Source organism: Streptomyces sp. HUAS MG56 (genome assembly GCF_058673395.1).
In genome coordinates this window covers 8,581,868-8,598,387 of record NZ_CM178722.1, presented here as the reverse complement: position 1 = coordinate 8,598,387, position 16,520 = coordinate 8,581,868, and the positions used below count along the sequence as shown (strand labels likewise).

General features: G+C 71.5%; 11 protein-coding genes. 3 read left to right on the top strand and 8 right to left on the bottom strand.

Annotated features, from left to right (window positions below; genetic code table 11):
• Positions 1 to 15 precede the first annotated feature (15 nt).
• The 7 genes from AC4OXY_RS39825 to AC4OXY_RS39795 form a co-directional block, all read right to left on the bottom strand.
• A complete protein-coding gene (locus AC4OXY_RS39825) occupies positions 16 to 831 on the bottom strand; it encodes an MBL fold metallo-hydrolase (protein ID WP_356025646.1) in 816 nt (271 codons plus the stop codon).
• A gap of 5 nt (positions 832 to 836) precedes the next feature.
• On the bottom strand, positions 837 to 1,871 hold the full coding sequence (locus tag AC4OXY_RS39820; protein ID WP_356025649.1) for a sugar phosphate isomerase/epimerase family protein: 1,035 nt from the start codon (positions 1,869 to 1,871) through the stop codon (positions 837 to 839).
• A gap of 18 nt (positions 1,872 to 1,889) precedes the next feature.
• Positions 1,890 to 2,804 carry a myo-inosose-2 dehydratase gene (gene iolE, locus AC4OXY_RS39815; RefSeq protein ID WP_376290537.1) on the bottom strand — a complete coding sequence of 305 codons (915 nt, stop codon included), beginning with the start codon at positions 2,802 to 2,804 and terminating at the stop codon, positions 1,890 to 1,892.
• Positions 2,801 to 3,325: a hypothetical protein gene (locus tag AC4OXY_RS39810; RefSeq protein ID WP_356025654.1), complete on the bottom strand. Its 525-nt coding sequence runs from the start codon at positions 3,323 to 3,325 to the stop codon at positions 2,801 to 2,803. The genes iolE and AC4OXY_RS39810 overlap by 4 nt, the downstream gene beginning before the upstream one ends.
• Positions 3,322 to 4,434 carry a ferritin-like domain-containing protein gene (locus AC4OXY_RS39805; protein WP_362819773.1) on the bottom strand — a complete coding sequence of 371 codons (1,113 nt, stop codon included), beginning with the start codon at positions 4,432 to 4,434 and terminating at the stop codon, positions 3,322 to 3,324. The genes AC4OXY_RS39810 and AC4OXY_RS39805 overlap by 4 nt, the downstream gene beginning before the upstream one ends.
• On the bottom strand, positions 4,431 to 6,323 hold the full coding sequence (locus AC4OXY_RS39800; RefSeq protein ID WP_356025657.1) for a GMC family oxidoreductase: 1,893 nt from the start codon (positions 6,321 to 6,323) through the stop codon (positions 4,431 to 4,433). The genes AC4OXY_RS39805 and AC4OXY_RS39800 overlap by 4 nt, the downstream gene beginning before the upstream one ends.
• A 76-nt stretch (positions 6,324 to 6,399) precedes the next feature.
• A complete protein-coding gene (locus AC4OXY_RS39795; RefSeq protein ID WP_376290533.1) occupies positions 6,400 to 7,833 on the bottom strand; it encodes a glycoside hydrolase family 15 protein in 1,434 nt (477 codons plus the stop codon).
• Positions 7,834 to 8,822: 989 nt separating this feature from the next.
• Between AC4OXY_RS39795 and AC4OXY_RS39790 the strand changes: the two genes are divergently transcribed.
• A complete protein-coding gene (locus AC4OXY_RS39790) occupies positions 8,823 to 10,313 on the top strand; it encodes a tetratricopeptide repeat protein (protein WP_402064784.1) in 1,491 nt (496 codons plus the stop codon).
• Between the two features lie 163 nt (positions 10,314 to 10,476).
• Here the strand turns inward: AC4OXY_RS39790 and AC4OXY_RS39785 are convergent, their stop codons facing one another.
• Positions 10,477 to 14,484 (bottom strand): CHAT domain-containing protein, encoded by a 4,008-nt coding sequence (locus AC4OXY_RS39785; RefSeq protein WP_491992155.1) that lies wholly within the window; start codon positions 14,482 to 14,484, stop codon positions 10,477 to 10,479.
• Positions 14,485 to 14,713: 229 nt separating this feature from the next.
• Here AC4OXY_RS39785 and AC4OXY_RS39780 point away from each other — a divergent pair, with 229 nt between their 5' ends.
• Complete coding sequence (locus AC4OXY_RS39780) at positions 14,714 to 15,127, top strand: hypothetical protein (RefSeq protein ID WP_362819778.1); 414 nt, start codon at positions 14,714 to 14,716, stop codon at positions 15,125 to 15,127.
• Positions 15,124 to 16,074 carry a hypothetical protein gene (locus AC4OXY_RS39775; protein ID WP_491992154.1) on the top strand — a complete coding sequence of 317 codons (951 nt, stop codon included), beginning with the start codon at positions 15,124 to 15,126 and terminating at the stop codon, positions 16,072 to 16,074. The genes AC4OXY_RS39780 and AC4OXY_RS39775 overlap by 4 nt, the downstream gene beginning before the upstream one ends.
• Positions 16,075 to 16,520 lie beyond the last annotated feature (446 nt).

Genomic DNA, 16,520 nt, shown 5'->3' with positions numbered 1-16,520 from the left:
CGAATGCCTCCGGGGTCAGTAGTCGCTCGCGCCGCCGAACAGCCGGGGCAGGTAGATGTCGAATATCCCCGGGCACTTGCGTTCGGGATACCGCTGGAGCATGAAACCCTTGAAGGCGTCGCCCGTCAGCCCGTTGCCGATCGCCTGCCGGGCGGCCGAGAGGTACTCGATGTTGCGAGCGACCTCGTTCTTGTCGGCCGGCAGGCCGTGGCCCGGCATGAACAGGTCGTAGTCGGACAGCAGCATTTCCTGGAGCACCTGGATCCAGTGGTCCATGTGCTGTGTCAGGTACAGATGGGTGCCGCTGTAGATCAGGTCCTGAGTGAAATAGACTCCCAGATCAGGAAGCCTGATGGTCAGGTGGAAGTCGATTTCTGTCTCTGTCACCCGGTCGAAGAGGTACCTGACCCCGTCGATCGTCTCGGTGCCGGGGCCGACGGCCTGCTTGGGCACGACGATCCGGTCCGGGACGAGGTCGCCGAGTTTCCAGTGGTCGCTCCTCGACGCTTCCCCGTGCTCCTGGATGAAGCTCATGGTCTCGGGCAGCGCGTGGATCGGGACGTCGCCGAACGCCGCCCCCACACCGAACCAGTGGTCGGGGTGCCGGTGGGAGACGTACAGCCGCTCGATCGGCTTGCCGAGGCTGTCCGCGTAGTCCCTGAACGCCCTCGCGTAGGGAACGAGAAACTGCCCGTCGACGAGCACCAGTTGGTTCCTGGTCTCGATGATGTGCGTGGCGTTCGCGATATTGCTGTACGCGAAGGAGGCGACGAAGGTGTGAATGCGGACGTCGCCCGACTGCTTCACGACCATGATGATGGGATCCGACACCTGGGCTAGCATGCGGCACCTTTCCCGGGCACTTGGGCGGAAGGAGTGATGACCTGCTCCCGCAGTTCCTCCAGTGCGGCCCTCGCGACGTCGTAGGCGCTGTCGACGCCGGGCACCGGGTCGTCCTCGCCGGGCCGCCAGAACCGCCGGCGTGCCATGCGCATGGAGCTGACGAAGGGCGGGATCGCGTTGAACACCTCGACGAGGTACGGCCCGCGATACACCGGCTCGATCTCGTTCCGGACGACGTCCCACGGGATCCAGCTGTCCTTCACCGCACCCCGGTCGGGCGCGGAGATGTGGACGTAGTGGAGCCGGTCCCGCCGGACCGCTCGCGCGACGTTGTCCCGGAAGACCGACGGGCCCTGGCTCTCCATCACGACCTGCGCGGTGTCGATCGTCACGCCGGCCCCCGAGTGCTCGAAGCCGTCGAGGAAGTCCAGTGCCTCGGAGACCATGTTGGGTGGCGGCGTCTCCCAGCTCTTGACGGGCTCGATGGCGAGCTTCACCTCGCGCGCCGCGGCGTACTCCGCCAGGTCCTCGAAGACGGAACGCGCCGCGCGATAGCGCGACTTCATCCAGTCCTGGAGGGCGTCGCTCCACAGCGGCTCGTCGGCGTCCGTGACCGGGAAGACGCCGTACGGGTAGAGGAACGGCCCCGACATGATCGAGTCGCCGCCCAGGACCCGTGTGATGTCGACGCGTGACGTGAGGTAGGACAGGGCCCGCCTGCGCTGCTCCTCGTAGGGCGACGTCGGGTCGAAGGTCCGCGTGGTCCCGACATTGGTCGTGAACTTCACGTCCTTCAGCCCCGCCTGGTCGAACGCCTTCTTGAGGGCGACGTAGCTGTCGGTTTCGAGCTTGTGGTCGACGGTCGCGGGCTGCGGGGCGATGTGCAGGTCGAAGCCGTCGTAGCCCATGTCGGTGAGGGCCTTCAGATGATTGATCAGGACCGCGGTGTACCGCGCGTCCTGCGGCCTCAGGTCGGCCGTGAACATGAAGAAGCTGAAGAACACGTCCCGTTCGAATGTCTCGTTCATTCCCGGGTCCTCCGTTCGCTACCAGCCCAGGACGTCGGCGAGATAGGCGCGGGCCTTCTTGGCGTATTCGAGCGGGTTGGCCTTGTTCGGGTCCTGCTCGGCCTCCACGACCAGCCACCCCTGGTAGTCGGCGTCGGCCAGCACCTCCAGGATCGGCCGGAAGTCGATCGCGCCGTCCCCGGGCACGGTGAAGACGCCGAGCTCGACGCCCTCCTGGAACGACAGGCCTTCTTCCCGCACCCGGCTCACGACCTCGGGCCGGATGCTCTTCAGGTGGACGTGGCCGATGCGGTCGGCGTGCGCCCTGGCCAGGTCCAGTGGATCGTCGCCCGCGAAGGCGATGTGGGCGGTGTCGAGCAGGAGGTGGACCAGTGCCGGATCGGTCGAGGCCATCAGCCTGTCGACGTCGGCCCGGGTCATGACGCCGGTACCCATGTGGTGGTGATAGCTGAGCTTCATCCCGGCCGAGCCCGCGATCTTGCCGAGCTCGTCCAGGCCCGACGTCAGGGCGTCCCACTGGGCGTCGGTGAAGACGGGACGGTTGGCGAACACGTCGACGGGGAGCAGGTGCGACGAGGCTCCGAACTCGGCCACGACCAGCTCGGTCCCGCCCAGCGCCTTGATGTGGGCCAGCGTCTCCTCGAAGGCGGCGATCGTCTTGTGCCGCATCTTGCCGATCGTGAAGTACGTGCTCGTCCAGGGCTCGGACACCCGCAGGCCGCGCAGATCGAGGGCGGCCTTGAGCGCGGCGGCGTCCGAGGGGTACTTGTGCCCGATGCTGCAGCCCTGGAAGCCGGCGAGCGCCATCTCGCTCACGGCCTGGCCGAAGGAGATGCCGGCGTCGATGGCGGGGAAGTCGTCGTTCCACCACAGGGTGCAGCAGACGCCGAGCTTCACCTTGTCCGGGCCGAGGCGGCCCGCCAAGTCGGTCATTTCGTCGCCCCATTCAGGTAGCGGTCCTCGATGCGGGGTGGCTGGGCCCAGGAGCCGTAGCCGGGCCCCTTGGCGCCGGGAGGATTGGCGCCGATGGCCCGCCACAGCAGCCCCTCCTGGTAGGAGGCGGCGGTGACCGTGGAGGCCTCGCCCGCGGCGTGGGCCCCGTAGCGGTCGGTCCACTCGGGGGGCAGCGCGTACCACATCCCGGCGTACCAGAGCTTGATCACACCTCGGGCCACCGGTCCGAGGCGTTCGTCGCTGAAGATGCGGTGGCGCAGGGACCGGTCGAGCAGGATCCGGTCGAGCAGCATCCGGTCGGGGCTGCCGGCGTCACCGGCCGCGTCGGCCCGGGCCGCCCGGTGGGCGTCCAGGAGGGCGGTGACGATCTCGTCGCCGCAGGCGGCCCGCACCTTGGCCAGGTACTGCCGGGCCAGACCGGTGCCGAGCAGTTCGGTCTCCCCGAAGGCGGTGAGGTCGACCGACAGGCGCAGGAACTCCTCGAACGACGGGGCGGTCACCGTGCCACCGCCCGCTCCGTCTTGCCGGCGGACCGGGAGGCCCCCGGATCGGACCCGACCGCGGCCGGGATCTCGAAGGTCGGGGCGGCGTGCAGGCCGTCGCTGCCCGGCAGGGGGTTGCGAACCAGCTGGGTGAACCCGTCACGCAGGCGGAACATGTCGCAGACGGCGTCCTGCAAGAGGCCCGGCTGCCCGGTGAACGCCCTGGTGAGCAGGGCGAGGAAGGCCCCGTACGCGGCGTTGAAGTCCCGGGCGGCACGGGCGAGTTCCGATCCCGCCGGGAAGTCGGCCAGCCGGGGGCTCACCTTCACCGGGTACACGTCGTCCCAGCTGACACTGAGCGGCGGCCCGGACGGCGCGTCGGGGTCGTCGCCCACCTGGTAGTAGCGGCCGAGCTGCAGCTGCCGGAACCGGTAGTAGTGGGCCAGCTCCCCGTCCGCGTCGTGGATGCCCGAGTCGAGGCCCTCGCCCTGCGCGGCGATGAAGCGCAGCGCCCGGCAGGCCGAGTCCAGGTCGGAGACGACGATCACCGACCCGCCGCCGGAGTAGAAGTACTCGGGCCCCACCTGCAGCGCCGGGTCTCCGGAGAAGAGCCCCGGGTCGCCGGCCGCCACCTTTTCGAGGCCTTCGATGATCTCCGCGTAGAACTCGCCGATGCTGTAGAAGCGCATCCCCTCGGCCGTCGGGCTGAACGCCAGCACCGGACTCCCGCCGTCCGGTGTGCGCAGCAGCCGTGCGTCGGCGCTGGGGGCCCGGCCCGGCCGCTCGATCTTGCAGAACGTCTCCACCGCCTCCGGGGACAGGGACCGCAGGTCGACGGTGAAGTCGCTCTCCCCGTCGGGCAGGTAGGCCGGGTAGGACGGCACGAAGCCGGGGCGGGTCAGGTCGGGCCTGCCGCCGATGGCGTTCAGGACGTTGGCGACGAGGGTCAGGTGCAGCATCTCCTCCACCGCGACCACCCGGATGATGTGGGCGGCGTCGGAGTTGGTGGTGGAGTGTATGGAGTAGTACGCGGTCAGGTACGGGGGGATGGTCGCGTGCTCCAGCGCCATCGCCACGTGCAGATAGCTGATCAGGTCGTCACGGTCGTCGATGGTCGACGCGGTCACCGGGCCACCTCCACGGCGATCGGTGCGGTCTCCGCGTCGAGCCGGGCCAGCATGGCCCGGACGCTGCGCAGGCACAGGGCGGCGATGGTGAGCGTCACGTTCGACGTGCCCACGGTGGGCATGCTTCCCCCGCCGACCAGGTAGAGGTTCTCGTGGTCCCAGCTCCGCTGGTCCGCGTCGACGACCGAGGTCGACGGGTCGCTGCCCATCGTGTGGGTGCCGGCAAGGTGGTTGCCGCCCCGGATCTCGTATCCCTCGCCTGCGTGCACGGCGTAGCCCCAGAAGTTCGGGTCGTACGCCGTGTGGTCCTCGGCTCCGAGGCGGGCGAAGATCCGCCTGGACAGCTGCCGGGCGTACGCCACGCCCCGCATCGTGTAGTCGGGGATGTCGTAGGTGAGGATGGGCCGCATGTTCCCCAGGTGGTCGGTGTAGGCCGGGTCCACGGTGATCCGGTTGCTCGGGTTGGCGGGGACCTCGACCATGAACGCCAGCTGCAGCTGGCGGGAGACCCGGTCCACCAGGCCCTGGCGGAGGGACTCGCCGTAGCGGCCGCCGGCGTCCACCAGGTCGGCCAGGTCGGTCATCGGCGCCCCCCGGGCCCAGCCCCAGCCGTCGTTGTGGATGTCGACGCTGAAGGCCGCCTGGCGGCGGCGGAAGCGGCCCCCGCGCAGGTCGGTGATGCCGCCCGTGCAGTTCGTGCCCCGGAAGGTGCCGGCCACCTCCGGCAGCAGGGCCCACGCCAACAGGTAGGCGTGGTCCATGAAGTTGCGCCCCATCAGGCCGCTGGAGCCGCGCAGCCCGGAGGCCAGCATCAGCCGGGGGTTCTCCACCGCGTTGGCGGCCAGGACGAACAGCCGGCCCCGGGCTCGCACGGTGGTGAAGCCGGGGCTGTCGGGCCGGTCGTAGCGGCGGTACTCGATCTCGGTCACCCGGCCGGTCCGCTCGTCGACGTGCACCTTGTAGGCCACCGCCTGGGCCACCAGGTCGACCCGGCCGCTCTGCAGGGCCACCGCGAGGGTCTTGCCGGCGTGGTACTTGGCCTGCACCGGGCAGATGGGCACGCAGTTGTTGTTGCCCTGGCACCGCCCGCCGACCTCGACCTGGTACGTGCTCACCGCCCCTCGCGGCTGGTAGCCCTTCCCGCCGTCGTAGGCCGGGTTCGGTATCCCGTTGCGTCCCTGCGGGAACGGCCGCACCCGCAGCTCGCGCCGCTCCCCGTCGAGCTCGACCGGCATCCCGTCGAGGTCCCTGGCGACCATCCGGTCCAGGTACGAAAGGGGCAGCCCCTTCATCGGGAACACGTAGTCCTCGTCGAAGGTGATCCCGAGGTAGGCCTGGTCCGCCACGTCGGCGCAGACGCCGATCTCGCGTTCGGCCTCGGTGTAGTACGGGGCGAGGTCCTCGTAGGTGAGCGGCCAGTCGGCCCCCTCGCCGTAGAGCGTGCGCATCCGGAAGTCCTCGGGGAGCATCCGCAGCGTCTTGGCCTCCCAGTGCATGGTGGTGCCGCCGAGGACCCGGGTGTAGGTGGTGTCGGAGGCGAAGGGCCCGCTCTGGACGAGGTAGGCCGAGGCGTCGGGCGCGCCCGGGGGGATGCGGCGTGCGTCGGTGCCGCGGGGCATCGGGGCGGCTGCGACGACCGGGTAGGGGGACTGGTTGTCCTTGCCGGTGGCCGAGTAGAAGCGGTCGAGGTAGCTCTCGTAGCCCCTCAGGGTGAGGTCCTCGGCCGGGCCGGCTTCGAGTATCAGTACCCTCTTGCCGGCGGCGCTCAGCCGCGAGGCGATGAGGGCGCCGGCGATCCCGCCGCCGACGATGACGGCGTCGTAGAGGATCTCGGCCGCCGCCGCGGGGTCGGTGCGCTGTGCCGCCCCCTCGGGGAACTTCGCGTACATGGGGCAGTCACTCCTCCGCTGCCGGGCGTGGCCGGGACCGGTGTGGGGTTGGGGTTGCGCGTCGGTCGGCCATGGGTCACACGGCCTCGGCCCGGGCCCGCATGGCGGACAGGTAGGCGGCATAGCTCCACGTCAGGTTGTGCACACTGCGCTCGAAGCCGGTGGTGCCGTCGAACTGCTCGGAGAGCTCCAGGTTGTCACTGTGGTAGACGACGGCGCGCACCATGGCGTCGCCGGTGGCCGCCAGGGCGGCGGCTGCCGCCGCCGGGGCCGTCGACGCGTCGATGCCGGACTGGGCGAAGAAGGGTGCGGACAGGTCGTCCAGGGGGACCTTGCCGCTGGACTTGATCGCGGCGGCCAGCTTGTAGTGCAGCTCCGCGACGTTGCACGTGGACAGGGCCCAGGGGTGGCCGCCGAGCACCGGGTGCGCGGTGTCGCCGTCGTAGACGTCGCCCGGGTAGCGGCCGAACAGCGGCCCGATGCCGAACGCTTCCTTGTCGGCCTTGTTGATCGGGTAGAAGGCGATGCCGCCCTCCTCCCACTGCGAGCGCAGTCGGGCCGCCGTGGCCAGCAGTTTGGTGTCGGTGACGGGAACGGCGCCGTAGACGGCCGACTGGACGATGTCGATGTTCGGGTCGTAACCGCTGACGACCGGGTTCTGCGGCGACGGCTGGGCCCCGTCACCGGGGTCGGCCAGCATGCTCACGTACACGCTTCCGTCCCAGTGGCTCGCGAGCGCCTGGCGCAGCCACTTGATGGCGGGGCGCAGCCCGGTCGGCTTGTCGATGCCGACGACCGTCGAGGCCTGGATCTCCTCGAAGCAGCGCAGTTGGGCGGAGCGGGCGAAGAAGCTGTAACCGCTGTGCTCCTCCCACAGGTTCGTGGTGGGGGCCTGGTAGACGCCGAGGAGGTAGGCCACGTTCGCGTTCACCAGGTCGACCGCCCGTTTCTGGGTGCCGACGTCGAGTTGGTCGTAGGCGGCCAGGACGGTGATCGTCTGCAGGGCCGGACCGTCGTTCTGCTCGGTCCACGGGCGGGCGTCGCCGGCGATGTTGAAGCAGGCGTGCCCCTTGGTCAGCGGCGGCTGGGCGTTGGAGTGGCACAGGTCGGCGAACTGCACGTAGTCGTTGAGCGTCTGCACCGTCCCGCCCGGGCGGGCGGGCATGTCGGCCTTGGCCACCTCCATGGCCGTGATGGCCCCGTCGCGCACCCAGTTGAAGACGTAGTCCTCGTCGATGCCGGGGGTGTCGGCCGGGAAGGAGGGCGCGGCGATGATGCAACCCGGCTTCGAGTTCCGGGAGATGTCGCCCGGCGACTGAGGATCGCTGAAGGCGAAGCCGTCGCTGGAGATGTTCCGGAACATGAAGGTGTACATGACCGGCACGAGCGACGGCAGATCGATGGCTTCCGGATCCATGGTGATCTGGGCGTTCGCCCGCACGCGGGATGTGTCGGCCGGCCGGTTCGTGCGGGCGGGCGTGCCGGTGGGTGTGCTGGTGGGCTCGGGCATGGCGGAACTCCCCCGTCGTCTTTCGGGCGGAACTATCGGATCCGGTCGGCGCCCTGGTCGCGTGGATCGAAAGGCCGGGAACCGACCGCGTCCATGGGGTGCCTCCACGGGATGCGTGGGCTTGTGTGGCGGGCGCGCCGGATGGACGGCGCTAGAGGGTGCGGATGGTGCACGGGCACGTCGCCGGTGTCGGCCCGCGTGTTGGTATCGCCGCTGGTCATGCCTGATGCGGGGACCACGGCCGCGTCACCGGCGGTGCGCGGGAACGCTCGCGATCGCCGAATGGGCCGCGGGCGCGTTCCGGACGGCTCGGCCGGCCCCGGGCACGGCCCGCCGCCCCTCGCCGGCACCCTGGCGGCCGCACGGGTACGGCAGGCTCCTCGTGAGCCACGCGCGCGGATGGGCCGGGAGGATGGGCGGGCGGTCCCGGACCCGTGTGTTCGCCCCGGGGTCGCGGTGAGGAGAGTGGCGCGCGACAACACCGTCAGGCCTGCGACGACACTCAGAATCAGGCGCCCGAGTCGACACCATTCCCATAATCGCGTCAATAGGGAATACATCCCTCTGTCCCCCCGGTTTTCTCAAAGCGCGCGCGATGCAGGGACTTTCATTTGAATAAGCCTGAGATGTGACCGTGCCACGCGGCGGGTACGCTGCTTCGCAGCACCCTCAACTTTGCGTGCCACACGCTACAGCCGGCCGGGTAGGGCCGCAAGGGGAAATTCGACTGTTGCGTACGAGGCTGGGGTAATCCCGTGCAGCCTACTGTTGCATAACTGTACGTCGGTTCCTGGTGGGGTTTATGGAGTTCCCTTTGGGCAAGGACGAATTCCTGTGCGGTAATTCAGTGCGTTCCGGTCGCCTGGAGCGAGGAGTCCTGCGAGACGGGCATGACAGCGCCCCCTTCTCCGTCCTGCCGGTGCGGAGGAGAATCCGCGGGAGGACTGCGGCGCCGCCTTCCTCGGCCGGCGCGCGAGGACGGGGGCGAGATGGAGACGGAGCAGCGGTACCGCGAGGCCGCCCAGGCCGGAGACCCGGAAGCGATGGTCGAGTTGGGCATCCTGCTCAGGGACCGCCGTGACGTTGCCGAGGCGGAGGTGTGGTTCCGCAGGGCCGCCGAAGCGGGACATGCCCCCGGGATGGGCCATGTCGGCTGGTTGCTTCTTCAACGAGGAGAGCCGGAGCAGGCAGAGCGCTGCTACCGGGAAGCCGCCATGGCCGGCAGCCCCGAGTGGATGGTCCGGCTCGGCGCGCTGCTCCACGAACGCGGGAACCTCGCCGACGCGGAGGAGTGGTACCGGCGTGCTGCCGATGCCGGCCACGTCCCGGCGTGGGGGGCCATGGGAACCGCGCTGGAGGAACGCGGCGACGTCACGGGTGCACAGCGGTGGTACCGGGAGGGGGCGGAGCGCGGGGACGCCCTGGCGGTGCTCAGGGGCGGGGCCCTGTTGGAGCAGCGGACGGACCTCGCCGGGGCGCAGGCGTGGTACCGCCGGGCGGCGGAGGCGGCTGTGAGCCCCTTGGCGCAGGCCCACGCCCTCAACGCGCTCGCCCGGCTCGCGGCCGGGCGCGGAGAGCCGGCCGATGAGGAGCGGCGGTTGCGGGAGGCCGCACGGGTCATCACCGAGGCGCCGTACGACCCGGACTTTCCCGAGCTGTTGTCCCATGTGCTGACGGGATTGGGGCTGCTGCACGAGGACCGCGGGGAAGTGGCCGACGCGGAGGAGTTCTACCGGGTGGCCGCCGAAGCCACCGAGCGTGTCGAGCCCATGTTCCACCTGGGGTCGCTGCTCGAACGCCGAGGCGATCTGGCGGCAGCGGAGCAGTGGTACCGCAAGGGCTCCGAGGGTGGGCATCTGCGGTCGATGCTCATGCTGGGAATGCTGTTGGACGAGCACGGGCGCAAGGCCGAAGCCGAGCAGTGGTACCGGCGGTCCGCCGAGGAGCCTGCTGCGATGGAGCTGTTGGGCCGACTGCTGGAGCAGCGCGGCGACACCGCCGAGGCCGAGGTGTGGTACCGGAAGGCGGCAGCCGCCGGGCTCGCGGGTTCGATGACGAGGATGGCCCACCTGCTGGAGGAGCGCGGGGAGGCTGCCGAGGCGGAGCGTTGGTTGCGCGGCGCGGCCGAGGGCGGGGACGTCCTGGCCATGGTCTCACTGGCGTTCAGGCTGGCCCGGCACGGCGAGCAGGCCGAGGCCGAGCGGTGGTTCCGGGCGGCGGCCGAGGCGGGAGATCCCTCGGCCATGTTCCTCGCGGGAGAGATGGCCTCGCGACGCGGTGACGAGGCCGAGGCGAATCGGTGGTGGCGCAGGGGTGCCGAGGCCGGCAACGGCCGGTCGATGGAGCTCCTGGGGCTGGGTCTCGCCATGGCCGGGGACGTGGCCGAAGGCGAGCAGTGGTGCCGGAAGGCCGTCGAGGCCGGCGTCCCCGAGGCGCTGGAGCATCTGGGGGCAGTGCTGCGAGCGCTGAGCAACGGCTGAGCGGCATTAGGAAGTTGGCGCTTCCGCGGCAGGTCTCCCCCGTGTCGGGCGGTTGTTCCAGCGGCTGCCGACGCCGGGCCGGCCCGGACCATGCCGAAAGGGTGCGCTGCTGCGGCAGCGGCCGGGGGGCGACGGGGCACGCGCGTGGGCGCGGGGCGCGGGATCAGCGGCCGGTGTGGGTGTACGCGGCCCACAGGCTGGGGGTGTTGGGGTAGCGGTCGCGCAGGCGTGTGGTGGCCCGGTGCAGTGCGTGGGCGCTGCGGTGGGTCTGGGCCGGGGTGGTGCCACCGCAGGTGAGGTGGGTGTAGAAGGCGGTGGCGACTTCGGCGGCGGTCCGGTCGTCGACGGGCCACAGGGTGCCGATGACCTGCTGGTAGCCGGCGAGGTGGAAGGCGCCGGTGATGTGCAGGGACTCGTCGACGAGGCGGGGGTCGGTGACGCTGGTGTCGCAGGCGGAGAGGTAGGCCAGGTCGGCGGTCAGGTCCAGGGTGGTGATGTCGGCGAGGGTCAGCGGGGTGGTGGCGTGGTCGGGGAGGACCAGGCGGCTTCGGGACGGGTCGTTCCAGTCGGCGTGGCCGTGGCAGGAGAAGTGGGCGACCCGATGGCCGGGCAGCGCGCGCAGGACCGCGGCGCGTGACGCGGGGTCGAGCAGGTGGGCGTCCGGGATGAGACGGGTGAGGGCCCTCGTCTCGGACCGGACCCCGGGGAGGGGGACGGTGCCGGGGGTGTCGGCGGCGGGGACGATCAGGGTGCCGGGGGTTGCCGGGCCGGCGTGGCGGGTGCGGGCGTGCGCGAGGGCGCGCACGGTGGTGGCGTAGGAGGAGACGACGCGGTCGAACACGGTGCGCGGGCCGCCGGACCGGTCAGGGGCGTCGGCGTGGTGGCCGGCGGCGTGCAGGGGGAAGGCGGACAGCACCCCGACAGGGCACCACCACAGACGGTGCCGGGGCGCACCGGGGCGGGGGGCGGCGGTGTGGCCGAGTCGGGTGAGGACGGGTTCGGTGACGGTGTCCCACAGCCAGGCCAGGACCGCGAGGATCTCCCGCTGGGCTGCGGCGCGTTCCCTGGGGGCGAGTCGGGGGTCGGTGGTGGCCTGAACGGCGGCCTGCAGGTGGTCCGCGTGGGCGACGGCGATCTCGTGGGTCAGGCCGTTCAGGGGCACGGCCTGGACGGGCCTGTCGGGGGTGTCGGACAGGACGAGCGCGTCGCAGCGGCCGGGGCTGGTGGTGACGAAGACGATGGGGCCGTCGTGCGCGTCCCGGGCGAGCCGGTCGATGGGGGGCGCCTGGAGGAAGTCCTCGAACTCCGGCAGGCCGCGGATCCGCCCGAGCAGGCTCTGCCACGCCGCGTGCGTCGCGCGCCGGTCCTCGGCCAGGCGCCGGTCCGCCGCGAGGGTCGCCTCGGTCGCGGTGCTCTCCTGCGCCAGTACGGAGCGGGGACGGTTCAGGGCGTCGAGTCGGGCGCGCAGCCGGTCGAGTTCGACGGCGAGGTGGGGCGCGCGCTCGCGCAGGCGGGCCGTGTCGCGGCTGCGGATGCCGAGGGTTTCGGCGGCGAGGATGCCGCGGGTGCGTTCCAGCAGCTCCACGGCGCGCACGGGCCGGCCCGCGCCCAGCGCGGCGGCCGCGGCCTCCCCCGCCAGACCTGGCAGGCGGCTGAGCTGGTGCTCGCGGTCCGCGCGGGCCAGACTGCCCGGAGCGAGGGCGCCCACCAGATCGATGGCGTCCTCCACGGCCTTCAGTGCGGCCTGGGGAGCACCGGGGCCCGAGGTCAGGAGCGCGAAGGACCGGTACGCGCGGATCCGGGACATCGTCTCACCGGTCGAGGTGTCCGCGGCCTCGCGGTAGCAGGCACACGCCTGTGCCACGAGGTCGGTCTCCGCGGTGCGCTCGGCCAGGAGCCGCAGGGCGTTGCCGAGGGGATTCAGGTAGACGGCGCGGTCGGGATGGTTGGCGGGAGTGGCGGCCACCGCCGCACGGCCCGCCCGCACCGCCTCCTCAAGCGCCCCCACGTCGTCGGTGTGCCCGAACTGCCTCTGCAGGGCGATCCCGAGATTGCTCAGGTACATGGCGCGGTCGGGGTGAACGTCGGGCGCGGCCTCCACCGCCCGACGGCTCACCCGTACCGCCTCCTTGAGCGTCCCCATCTCGCCGGTGTGCTCGAACTGCCTCTGCAAGGCGTTCCTGAGGCTGTTCAGGGTCGCGGGGAGGTGGGGGTGGTCGTCGGGCGTGGCGGCCACCGCCCGACGGCTCACCCGTACCGCCTCCTCAAGCACCCCCTCTTCGCCGGTGCGCTCGAACAGAACCCGCAGGGCGTTCGCGAGATTGCTCAGGGCCGCGGCCCGGTCGGGGCGGTCGTCGGGGGTGAGGGTGACGACGCGACGGCCGATCTCCACGGCTTCCCGCAACGCGGCGATCTCGCCGGTGTGCTCGAAGCGGACCCGCAGGGCGAGCCCGAAGTTGTTCAGGTACATCGCGAGGTTGGGGTGGTCGTCCGGGGTGGCGTCGATCGCCCGACGGCCCACCCGTACCGCTTCCTCCAGCACCTCCGCCTCGCCGGTGCGCTCGAACCGGGCCCGCAGGGTGAACCCGAGATTGCTCAGGTACATCGCGAGGTTGGGGTGGTCGTCGGGGGTGAGGGCCACCGCCCGACGGCCTGTCGACAACGCTTCCTCCAGCGCACACGCGTCATCGGTGCGCTCGAACCGCCTCAGCAAGGCGGCCCCGAGGTTGTTCAGGTACATGGCACGGTCGGGATGGTCGTCGGGCGCGGCAGCCACCGCCTGACGGCTCACCCGTACCGCCTCCTCAAGCACCTCCGCGTCGTCGGTGCGCTCGTACAGGAACCGCAGGGAGGCCCCGAGGGGATTCAGATGGACGGCGCGGTCGGGGGCGTCGTCGGGGGTGAGGTCCACCGCCTCACGGCCTGCCCGCACCGCCGCCCTGAGCAGATCGACGCGGCCGGTGCGCTCGAACAGGGCCTGCAGATCGATCCCGAGGTCGGTCAGACGGGCGGCGTGGCCAGGGTCGTCGTCGGGGGTGGCGGCCACCGCCCGACGGCCCACCTCGACCGCCTCCTCCAGCACACTCACCTCACCGCCCGCTCGTTCGAACAGCATGTGCAGTGCGTGTTCGAGGTTGCTCAGGTGCTCCGCCCGGTCGGGGTGGTCATCGGGGGTGAGGGCCACCGCCCGACGGCTCACCTCGACGGCCTCCGCCAACAGGCCCACTTCCCCGGTGCGTTCGAACAGGACGCGCAGGTCGATGCCGAGGTCGCCCAGCCGCCCTGCACGGTCGGGATCGTCGTCGAGGGTGGCGGCCACCGCCCGACGGCCCGTCTCGACCGCCTCCGCCAACAGGCCCACCTCGCCGGTGTGTTCGTACAGAAGGCCCAGAGCTGTGTGGAGGTTTTTCAGGCACATGGGACGGTAGGGGCCCTCGTCCGGGGTGAGGGCCACCGCCCGACGGCCCGTCTCGACCGCCTCCTCCAGCAGACCCACCTCGCCCACGCGCCCGAACTGGAACCGCAGGTGGCTCCCGAGGTTGTTCAGGTACAAGGCGCGGTCGGGATCCTCGCCTGGGGTGGCGGCCACCGCCTGACGGCTCGCCCGCACCGCCTCCTCCAACAGGCCTGCGTCGCCGCCGCGTTCGACCAGGCTTCGCAGGGAGGACCCGAGGCTGTTCAGGACCGCGGCGCGGGCGGGATGCTCCTCGGGAAGCATGGTGATCAGCGTGCGCATCACGGAGACGGCCTGTTCCAGCAACTCCCGCCGCTGCGTGCGCTCGTAGGCGCGCAGCAGGTCGACGGCACGGACATGCAGGGCGGCTGCGGCGCTGTCATCGGCATCCGGCACCGGGCTCTCGGCGACGAGCCGCTGCAACGTCCCGTGCAGAGCTTCGGGGGTGGACCGCGGGTGTGTCCGGTGGACCAGGGCCAGCAGGCGAACCGCGGCGGCGAGATCGTCCCGGTCGAGGCCTCGGGGAAGGACGAGGTGACGCACCCAGTGGTACCAGCCCAGGGCGTGGGCGGCGGCGAGGTCGCAGGCGGGATCGGCGGCGCCGGCGAGGGCGTGCGCGGCGTTCATGGCCTGCGCCCCGAGCAAGTGCGCGGGGTCGCCGACGGCGCGGTCGAGGTGGTGGTGGAGGGCGGCGAGCGCCGCCTCGCGGTCCGGCATGACAGACATCCCCCCGGAGAACGGCTCACCCTGGAAGCCGATCAACACACCTGCCCAGACGGTGTGGTGACGACGTGGCACGAGCGGTGTGCGTTTGGCAGATGCTACCCACCGCACCGGCTGACGCGGCCTATGCTCGTGCTGCTTCGGGAGGAGCGGCTTCACCCGCCGGCGCGGGGCCGGTGCCGGGGCTCGTGCCGCCCGTCCGAGGCCGGCAGAGGGGGCAGGCATGGACGAAGCGGTGAGCGACCGGGTGGGGATGCTGTGCGATCAGCTCAGCCGCTGGCCGGAGTTGGCGACGACGATCCGCGACGGCGGAGCCCAGGCACAGCTCGCCGAGTTGCTGACGCTGCTCGCCGGCCGGGGCGCCCCCGACGATCGTCGCGTGTCCGCGCTGATCGACGCGATCGAGGACGCATGCGCCCGGCAGGGCCTGCCCGGACTCACCCGCCGCCTGCCATCCCTGCCGCCGGGACTGGGAACGGCGCGACGCACACCGCAAGACGGTGAACCTGCGGGATGGACATGCCCGCTGGACAGGTGCAGCCGCGTCGTCCTCCCGGAGGAGACCCCGTCCGCGCCGATCTGCGCCGCCCACGGCGAGGACGCGCGCATGAGGCCCTACCGCCCCCGTCCGCGATGACGGGCGCCTTCCTGGCCGGCATCGGCACCAGACTCGCCGACCGGTGGGTCAACGCCCTGCTCCTGCCCGGCCTGCTGTGGACCGGGCTGCTCGCCGCGGGCGTGCACCTGGGCCAGGCGCACGCCTTCGCCACGGACCACTTGAGCGCCTGGCTCCAACAACTCGCCGCCCGCCCCGCCGCTCACGCCCCCGGCACCGTCGCGCTCGCCGCCTGCGCGATCCTGCTGGCAGGCGCCGGCGCCGGACTGCTCGCCGGTGCCCTCGGCGGCCTCGTCGAGCGCCTGTGGGCGCTGCCCGGTGACCGGCCCGCCGCCGCCTGGCTGCTCGCCCGGCGCCGACAGCGGTGGGACACGGCGCAGCGGCGACTGAAGACCGCGATCCTGCAAGCCGCCCGGGACACCGGCGGCCGGGACGACGCGGCCCACGACGCCCGGGTGCGTGCCTGTCAGCGCCGCCGCGCCCGCCTCGGCCCCGCCCGCCCGGAGCGCCCCACCCGGACCGGAGACCGCTTCGCGCGCACCACCACCCGCATCGCCCGGTTCAACGGCCTGGACGACCTCGCCCTGGCCTGGCCCCGCCTGTGGACCGTCCTCCCGGACCAGTTGCGCACCGACATCGCCACCGCCCGCGACACCTACGCCGCCACCGCCCGCCTCGCCGCCTGGGGCCTGCTCCATCTCGCCCTCACCGCCGTCTGGTGGCCCGCCGGGCTGATCGGCACCGCCGTCCTCGCCACCGCCACGGTGCGCGCCCACGCCGCCGCGGACGTCCTGGCCGACCTGATCGAAACCGCCTGCGACCTCCACCTCGGCGACCTCGCCGAACGCCTCCGCCTCCCCGCCACCTCGGACACCACGCCGATCGGCCACGCCATCACCGCCCGCCTGCGCACCCCCGCCTCACCACCGGCGCGCACCGGGACACCGACGCCTCGGGCGGAACCGTGAAGCAGGTGGGGTCCGCCGGGCGGGGCCCAGGTGCGACGACACCGGCGCAGAGCATGGCTATCGTGTAACCCGACGGAAGTGGACGATCATGCGGGGTGGACGTGGGTGAGGCGGGACGGCTCCCCGCGGCGTTGAGCAGTGACGGACGGCGCTGGAGCACGGTACTCGCCGAGCGTTCTGTTCTCGGAGTCGTACACAACATCACCTCCGCAACTCGACTGCTGGATCTGCTGTCCGCCTTCGAGAGCGATGAGCGGGTCCAGGTGTTTTTCACCAGTACGGGTTCGTCGGCGCTCGACGAAGGCACGAGGGAATTCCTCGCTTCACGGGGCATGCTCTATGTTCCGTGGGAAGACGCGCTTTCCCAGGATTTCGATGTCGCCATTTCCACCAGTCGGGGCGGAGATCTGCACAGGATTCCTTTCCCTCTCATATGTACACCACAC

Bases quoted from the DNA above. Each gene is read 5' to 3' on its own strand.
- AC4OXY_RS39790 (WP_402064784.1), top strand. From the start codon at position 8,823: ATGGAGACGGAGCAGCGGTACCGCGAGGCCGCCCAGGCCGGAGACCCG.
- AC4OXY_RS39775 (WP_491992154.1), top strand. From the start codon at position 15,124: ATGACGGGCGCCTTCCTGGCCGGCATCGGCACCAGACTCGCCGACCGG.
- AC4OXY_RS39785 (WP_491992155.1), bottom strand. From the start codon at position 14,484: ATGCCGGACCGCGAGGCGGCGCTCGCCGCCCTCCACCACCACCTCGAC.
- iolE (WP_376290537.1), bottom strand. From the start codon at position 2,804: ATGACCGACTTGGCGGGCCGCCTCGGCCCGGACAAGGTGAAGCTCGGC.
- AC4OXY_RS39800 (WP_356025657.1), bottom strand. From the start codon at position 6,323: ATGTACGCGAAGTTCCCCGAGGGGGCGGCACAGCGCACCGACCCCGCG.
- AC4OXY_RS39795 (WP_376290533.1), bottom strand. From the start codon at position 7,833: ATGCCCGAGCCCACCAGCACACCCACCGGCACGCCCGCCCGCACGAAC.
- AC4OXY_RS39820 (WP_356025649.1), bottom strand. From the start codon at position 1,871: ATGAACGAGACATTCGAACGGGACGTGTTCTTCAGCTTCTTCATGTTC.
- AC4OXY_RS39780 (WP_362819778.1), top strand. From the start codon at position 14,714: ATGGACGAAGCGGTGAGCGACCGGGTGGGGATGCTGTGCGATCAGCTC.